We start from the raw sequence: 7166 nt of genomic DNA, 5'->3' as shown, positions 1-7166 counted from the left end.
GTTCAGTCTGGTGTTTCTCGATCCGCCCTATCGCATGCAACTCGCCGAGAAGGCGCTGGTCTCGCTGCGCGATGGCGGCTGGCTGGTGCCGGGCGCGCTGGTGATCGTCGAAGAGGCCAAGGATGCTGCCTTTGCGCCGCCGGATGGCTTCACCGAGCGCGAACGCCGGGCCTATGACGACACCGAATTCACCATTCTGGAATTCGGCACCGCGCTGTCCACCGATCCGGCTTGATCACCACGCCCCGCGCATGAAAAAGCCCGGCGCGAGCCGGGCTCATGGGGCTGCTGGTAGCGAGGCTGTTATTTCTTGGCGCAGGCGACCTGGATGCTGCTGGCCGAGGAGCCACAGCGCGCCGTCACGATTCCGTCCTTGACCTTGAGCTGATCGGACAACCGTGCGGTGCCGCCGCTGATGCAATAGGCCGTCGTCAGAGTCTCGTCGGGACCGCAGCTCACCGGGCAGCCATCGGACGCGCAACTGGCGGATGTCACGCTACGCGTGATGCCGCTCGCGGGTGCCGTGGTCGGAGCCGCCGTCGCTGTCGACACGGTGGTTGCCGCTGCTGCTTCAGTCGTCGCAGGAGCAGCCGAATCCGCTGCCGCTGCCTGAGGAGCCGGTGCAGGTTGGAAGTAGCCGCTGTCGGCAGCCAGATAGACGAAGATGAACGCCACCGCCGCCGCGCCGATCATGATCAGCGTGTTGGTCGGCAAGGTGATGACCCACTGCACGGAATGCTTGATGGAGTCGGTCAGGCTGGCGGTATTGAGAGAGGTGCCTCGGGTGCGCATGTCGTCGAATGCCAGATAGGCCACGATGACGAGGCCGCCCCCGAACAACATCACAATCAGAAGTGCCCCTAACGCAGAGACATACTCCATGTCGCTTTCTTTCCATACCTGCCATGCGCGGCGCGAGCTGTATAGTTGTGGCCGCTCGCGCCCCGCATTGTCGAAAATCAAAATGAGGCCGCGCTGTCTGGCGGCGTTGAGGTAAATCAAAACCGTCGGTTGGCCCAATGGATGGCAACCGTGCGTCGCAACACAGTATTTTTACCGTTGAGCCAAATCAAATACCAACACCTTCGCTGACGCAACACAGTGACATCAAGGTCATCTATGTTGCCGCGCAACAAAGCGGCCGAGGGTGAAGCGATGAAAGCCAAAGACGTCATGACCACCCGCATCGTCACGGTGCAGCCGGAGATGCCGGTCCGCGCCGTTGCCGAGACGTTGCTCAAGCACGGCATCAGCGCGGTGCCGGTCGTCGACGAGGCCGGCGCGCCGCTCGGCATTATCAGCGAAGGCGACCTGATGCCGCGCAACGAAGCCGCCCGGGAGGCACGTCGTGACTGGTGGTTGCAGATCCTGTCGCAGGGCACCGAGGTGCATCCGGACTATCTGGCGTTCCTGAAGTCCGATCATCGCAGCGCCCGGCAGATCATGGTGTCGCCGGTCATCACCGTGGCGGAAGAGACCGACCTCCCGGAAGTCGCCGATCTGTTGTCGGAGAAGAACATCAAGCGCGTGCCTGTGGTGCGCGACGGCCGCATCGTCGGCATCGTCAGCCGCGCCGATCTGCTCAAGACCATTGCCCGCAACGGGCGTAGTCCGCACGATCCGGTTCATGACGATCCCTCGCACTGGCCGATGGCTTCCGAGAAGCTCGAGGCGCTGACGCGGCATCACGAGGCGCCGCCGCCGCCCGCGCATGATCCTGCACTCGATGACTTGTCCGCTGCGGCTTTCCAGGCGCTGGGCACCGAGCACGAGCAGCACGAAGAGGAGAAGCGGCGCGAGGCCAAACGGCTGGCCGACGAAAAGCATCATCAGCAAGCCAGCCAGATGCTGGCGTCGCATCTCACCGAGGAAAGTTGGCAGCGGATGCTGAACAATGCCCGCGCCGCGGCGCGGAAGGACGAGCACGAATTCCTGTTGCTGCGCTTTCCGGCGGAGCTGTGCAGCGACCACGGCCGCGCCGTCAACGCGCCGGATCCGGAATGGCCGTCGACACTACGCGGCATGGCGGCCGATATCTATCTGCGCTGGAAGGACGAACTGCAGCCACACGGCTTCACGCTGCTGGCGCGGGTGGTGGACTTCCCCGATGGCGTGCCCGGCGATATCGGCCTGTATCTGGCCTGGGCGAAACGCGACAAATAGATCAGTTTCGCTCAAATCTTTGCGCCGATCGGTATCTATAAGCTGCGTCGGTAGCTAACTCGCCGGCATCGCGGAATCGCGCACCGCGTGCTACACCGCACGCTCGATCAATGGCTTGTGTGATCCAGGTCAAAGTCCGGGGCAGGCGGGGAATGGTTGATCGCCGCGCGGCCTCAGCCCGCCGCAGACGCTGCGGCGGAAGTCTGGACGCCGTCAGGGAGTGCCGTCACCATGCGAAGCTTGTTTGTTGCGCTCATTGGATCGGCCTTGCTGATCATTCCTGCGGCCGCGCAGGTGTCCGCGCCGGCGGCGATCGTCGAAGACGTCAAGGGTGAGGTTCCGGGCGTCGAGTTCATGGACTACGTGCTGCCCGGCAAGGTTATCAAGCTCGGCGCCAAGGGCGAGATTGTCCTCAACTACCTGAACTCCTGCGTGCGCGAGACCATTAAAGGCGGCGTGGTGATTGTCGGGACCGAGCAGAGCAAAGTGTCGCTCGCCGATATTCAATCCGACAAGATCGATTGCGCCGGACCGAAGCCGATGCTGTCCGACAGCGAAGCCAGCCAGAGCGCCGCCACTGCTTTTCGCAGCATCGCAGTCAGCAAACGTAGTTCTGCTGCCGCGCCGGTGGTCGCCGTCTACAGCGTGGTGCCGCTGTTCGATGTCGCCGGCAAGGGCCGGCTGGTGATCGAGCGCAAAGATATCGCCGGCGAGCGGCAGGACATCGCCCTCGACCGCAAGACTCTCGCCAAGGGACGCTTCGCGGATCTCGGCAAGGTCGGCAAGCCGCTGGCCGCCGGCGGCCTTTATGCGGCGAGCTTTGGCGGCCGGCACATCGTGTTCAAGGTCGCTGCCACGGCGCGCCGGGACGAGGGGCCGGTGATCGGCCGGCTGTTGCGGTTCTGATCCGCGGCGCGCCGCAGTGTCGGTTCGTGCCACCGGACGCGATATCGTCGCAGCGCTGCTGATCGCCGTCGTCACGGCGACGCTCGCGGCCTGGCCGGGACTCGATGTCGCCCGCGGACTGTCGCTCGATATCGTCACGGCGACGCGCTGGCTGGTGTTCGGGCCGCGCATGCCGGCCGAGGAACGGCCGGTCGTGGTCGTGGCGATCGACGAGCAGACCTATCTGACGGCGCCGTTCAAAGGCTCGCCGACCACGACCTGGACCCGCGAGATCGGCCGGGTGCTGACCGCCATCATCGACGGTGGCGCCAAGGTGGTCGGCTTCGACATTGTGTTTCCGAATTCGATCGAGCAGTCGGAGATCCCATTCGGCGATGCGCCGCTCGGCGCGCGGCTGCGCGGTTTCGACCGAGACTTTCTCCGGGCACTGGCGGCCGGCGCCTCGTCCGGCAAGGTGGTGATGGGCGAAATCGGCGCGCACGGCGATGCGATCAGTCCGTCGCCGGGGCAGCGCGTCGCGGTGCGCCAGCAGACCAACATCCGAGCCCTCAATGTCTATGTCGATCGCGACGACGTCGTCCGCCGGCTGCCGCTGTCGTTCTCGACGCCGGCCGGACCGATCGCCTCGATGGCGGTGGAGCTCGCGGCGCGGACACGCGGCGTGTCGCCTGTGTTCGAAGACGGCGCACTCGATCTCGGCGGCCAGCGTGTCGAAGGCCTTGTGCCCAATACGCTGACGCTGAACTTCGACGGCGGCGCCGACGAATTCGCCACCTACTCGCTCGCCGACCTCCATGCCTGCTTGGATCAGCCCGACCCCGAATACTTCCGTCGCCAGTTCGACGGCAAGGTGGTGCTGATCGGCACGCTGCTCGATGTCGAAGACCGCAAGCTGACGTCGAAGCGCTTTGCCACCGGGATCGAAGGCGCCGGCAGCGCGCCGCGCTGCAAGCTGCCGCCGGCCAAAAGCCAGCGGCAATTCAAACGCCGCACCATTCCGGGCGTCTATATCCACGCCGCGGCGGTGGACAATCTGCTCGGCGGTGAGGCTCTAACCGAGTTTGGACAGGCTCCGACAACCGCCGCCGCGTTGGCGTTCTCTCTGATCGTCGTGATTGCAACATGGTTGCTCAGTCCGATCGTCGCCGCCGGCGTCTGGGGCGTGGCGACGATGGCGCTGCTGGGCATTGCCACGGTGGCGATGACACGTGCCGTCGCGTTGCCGCTCGGCGAACCGGTGATCGCCGGCTTCGCGGCGCTGATGCTGATGATCGGCTATCGCTTCGTCATCGTCGATCGCACCGAGCGCTTCCTGCGCGCCAGCTTCGGCCTCTATCTCGCGCCGCAGGTCATCGAGCAGATGCTGCGCTCGCAAAGACTGCCGCGGCTCGGCGGCGAGATGCGCGACGTCACCGTCTTGTTCTCCGACGTCGTCGGCTTCTCCGGTATCGCCGAGCGGCTGTCGCCGGCCGCGCTGGTCGAGTTGATGAACGAGTATCTGTCGGAGATGACGGCGATCATCGAAAAGCACGGCGGCTACGTCGACAAATACATCGGCGACTCGATCGTCGCGGTGTTCGGCGCCCCGGTCAGCGATCCGCACCACGCCCGTAATGCCGTGCGGGCGGCGCTCGAGTGCCGCGAGCGGCTGGAGCACCTCAATCTGACGGCGCCGGCGTTCGGCGGTCAGCAACTCCGCCATCGCATCGGGCTGAATTCCGGCGAGGCGCTGGTCGGCAATATCGGCTCGCGCAAACGCTTCAATTACACGGTGATGAGCGACGCGGTGAACCTCGCCTCCCGGCTCGAAGGCGCCAATAAATACTTCGCCACCGAGATCCTTGCGAGCGAGTCCACGGTGGCCGCCACCGGAAAGGAATTTGCTTGGCGCGAGATCGAAGCGGTGCGGGTCAAGGGCCGGGCGCAGGCGGTGAATATCTATCAGCCACTCGGCCCGCGCGCCGAGGTGACGGCAGCGCAGCTCACCATCGCCAAGCATTACGCCGAAGGATTGGCCCATTGGCGCGCCCGAGACTTCGCCGCCGCCGCCGCAAGCTTCGCCAAGATCGCCTACGACGATCCGCCGGCGGCTCTGTTCCTCACGCGCGCCGAGACCTACGCACAGGGCCCGCCGCCCCCCGAATGGGAACCGGTGCACGCGCTGGAGGGGAAGTAGCAACTCCGACATGACCCGCCACAAACCCAACGTCATCCTGAGGCGCTCGCCCGTAGGGCGAGCCTCGAAGGATGGGCTACGAGTACCTTTGGGCGTGTACCTCGCGTGCAGCCGCATCCTTCGAGGCTCGCTGCGCTCGCGCCTCAGGATGACGATGCTGAATGTGTAGACAGTGTCAGATATTCAGATTCCGATACACAGACACTTCGCGCTCCCGCGCCAGGCGGGCGTCGTCGCCGGCGCGGATGCCGCGCCAGCCGTCGAAGAACACCACGATGGTGGTGAGCAGACCGGTGATCTTGCCGAACAGGAAGCCGAACGGAAAGATCAGGCGGTCGAGCGGCACGATGAATTGCGAGCCGAGGAAGATCGTCGCCGCGTTGATGAAGTAACCAGTGCGGTACAACGTGTTCTCTTTCCAGGCGCTGCGCGCATAGGGCTTCGAGCTCTTCTTCACCGCCTTGTTGTAGCGCGGGTTGCGGAGCAGGCCGAGCAGCCGGCGCCGCTTCGGCAGCTTGCGCGGGCCGGCGAGCAGGGCGCGGAAATGCTGGCGCATCTCCAGATGCGCGATCAGTACGAGGCCGAGGTTGACCGCGACCAGCGCCAGTTTCAGCGCGGTGAACGACAGCAAGAGTTGCGCCGCGAGATCGACGAACAGCAAATGCGTGAAAGCGTTCAGCGCGAACGCCGAGCGGTGAAACGCGGCGCGGTTGATCGACGCCACCTTCTCGTCGATGAACGCCGCGCCGGGCTTGGTCTCGCCGAGCTGCAGCAGCGCTGCACGCTGCGGCTCCGTCAGCGTCCAGCTCTTGCCGAGTTCCTCGATCGTCAGCGCCGGCGGACCGCGCTTGATGCGGAAGGTGGCGCGCGCCGACCATTCCGACAGCCGCGCCAGCCAGCGCCTAGTGGCGGCGAAGCGCGAGCCGGTGGCGGCTTCGACGATCGGATGCGTCGCGATCGGATGGGGTTCGGTCTCGGCCTGCATCCTCTCCACCGGCTGCATGAGCGATTAGAGCGTTTTCGAGCGAAGTGGATACCGGTTCGCGTGAAGAAAACGCGTCAAAACAAGAATCTAGAGCTTCTCCGGTTATGATTCTATCAGAACCGGAGAAGCTCTAGTCGCCGAACAGCGGTCGGTCGGCGAGCTTGCCGGCGGCCTTCAGGGCGGCCTTCATCTGCCTGCGGATTTCGGCGGCATCAAGGTCCGAGAGTTGGGCGGCGGCTTCGTGGTCTAGCTTGGCCTTGGCCCGGCCGGCGAATTTGCTGGTCAGCTCACGGTGCACTGAGATGTCGTTGAGGGCGCCGAGCGAGTCGAGCAGCTTCTTGAGCTGCTTCTTGAACCGGGCGAGCTGCTTGCCGCTGCTATGGCTGTCGAACAGGCTCTCGAAGAAGCCGGCCGCGTAGTAAAGCTTCTTGGCCCTGATGCGCACCTGATGCCGCGAATGGTCGTCGAGTTCGTCCAAGCGATCGAGCCGTTTGACGAGCTTGCGGGCGCGATGCGCCAGCACATGACGGGCGAAGCCCTTGGCCGGGCGTTCGGCATCAGGGCCCGCGGCCTTCGACCAGTCATCGCCGTCGATCCAATGTCGCAGGTCGCGCAGCAGACTGCGGAAGCGCGGCTGTTCGACCGTGGCCTTGGCGCGGGTGAAGGCCGTGGCGCGGTCATTGCCAAGTCGCTTCAGGAAGGCCGGCGACGCGCCGCCGAGCTGGGCGCTGGTGAATTTCAGTTCGAGCAGATGCAGGTCGCGCGCCGGCGCGAGCCGGCCGGCGAGCCACTTCAGCTCTCCGCGAAGCCGGCGGCTCTCCCGGCCATCGACCATAGGGCCGAAGATCGAGATGGCTGCGCGCATCCGCCGCAGCGCGATCCGCATCTGGTGCACGCCGGTTGGGTCGGCATGGCGAACCGCCGGCTGTTGCACCG

General features: G+C 65.2%; 7 protein-coding genes. 4 read left to right on the top strand and 3 right to left on the bottom strand.

Annotated elements, in window-relative coordinates:
* A partial coding sequence (locus I5M_RS27505; RefSeq protein ID WP_022724338.1) for an RsmD family RNA methyltransferase occupies window positions 1–235 on the top strand: 235 nt, incomplete at its 5' end.
* Window positions 236–303: 68 nt separating this feature from the next.
* Here the strand turns inward: I5M_RS27505 and I5M_RS27500 are convergent.
* On the bottom strand, window positions 304–1020 hold the full coding sequence (locus I5M_RS27500; protein ID WP_244432111.1) for a hypothetical protein: 717 nt from the start codon (window positions 1018–1020) through the stop codon (window positions 304–306).
* 135 nt (window positions 1021–1155) lie between these two features.
* Here I5M_RS27500 and I5M_RS27495 point away from each other — a divergent pair, with 135 nt between their 5' ends.
* The 3 genes from I5M_RS27495 (at window position 1156) to I5M_RS27485 (ending at window position 5245) form a co-directional block, all read left to right on the top strand.
* Complete coding sequence (locus tag I5M_RS27495; protein WP_031337798.1) at window positions 1156–2163, top strand: CBS domain-containing protein; 1008 nt, start codon at window positions 1156–1158, stop codon at window positions 2161–2163.
* A 267-nt stretch (window positions 2164–2430) separates the two neighbouring features.
* The gene (locus tag I5M_RS27490; RefSeq protein WP_051048846.1) at window positions 2431–3069 is read left to right on the top strand and encodes a hypothetical protein; all 639 of its coding nucleotides are present in this window, start codon (window positions 2431–2433) and stop codon (window positions 3067–3069) included.
* A gap of 16 nt (window positions 3070–3085) precedes the next feature.
* Window positions 3086–5245 (top strand): adenylate/guanylate cyclase domain-containing protein, encoded by a 2160-nt coding sequence (locus I5M_RS27485; protein ID WP_022724334.1) that lies wholly within the window; start codon window positions 3086–3088, stop codon window positions 5243–5245.
* Between the two features lie 175 nt (window positions 5246–5420).
* On the opposite strand, the gene I5M_RS27480 is transcribed toward I5M_RS27485, so the two are convergent.
* Window positions 5421–6230 (bottom strand): hypothetical protein, encoded by an 810-nt coding sequence (locus tag I5M_RS27480; protein ID WP_031337797.1) that lies wholly within the window; start codon window positions 6228–6230, stop codon window positions 5421–5423.
* Window positions 6231–6360: 130 nt separating this feature from the next.
* Window positions 6361–7166: CHAD domain-containing protein (locus I5M_RS27475; RefSeq protein ID WP_022724332.1), on the bottom strand; the 806-nt coding region annotated here is incomplete at its 5' end.

The sequence above is a fragment of the Rhodopseudomonas sp. B29 genome, from assembly GCF_000333455.1.
In the GTDB taxonomy this organism is placed as follows: domain Bacteria; phylum Pseudomonadota; class Alphaproteobacteria; order Rhizobiales; family Xanthobacteraceae; genus Rhodopseudomonas.
Note: the sequence above shows the minus strand (reverse complement) of the source record. Positions and strands in the feature narration are given on the sequence as shown.

Coding starts and splice junctions, on each gene's coding strand:
- I5M_RS27495 (WP_031337798.1), top strand. CDS start 1,156: ATGAAAGCCAAAGACGTCATGACCACCCGCATCGTCACGGTGCAGCCG.
- I5M_RS27480 (WP_031337797.1), bottom strand. CDS start 6,230: ATGCAGGCCGAGACCGAACCCCATCCGATCGCGACGCATCCGATCGTC.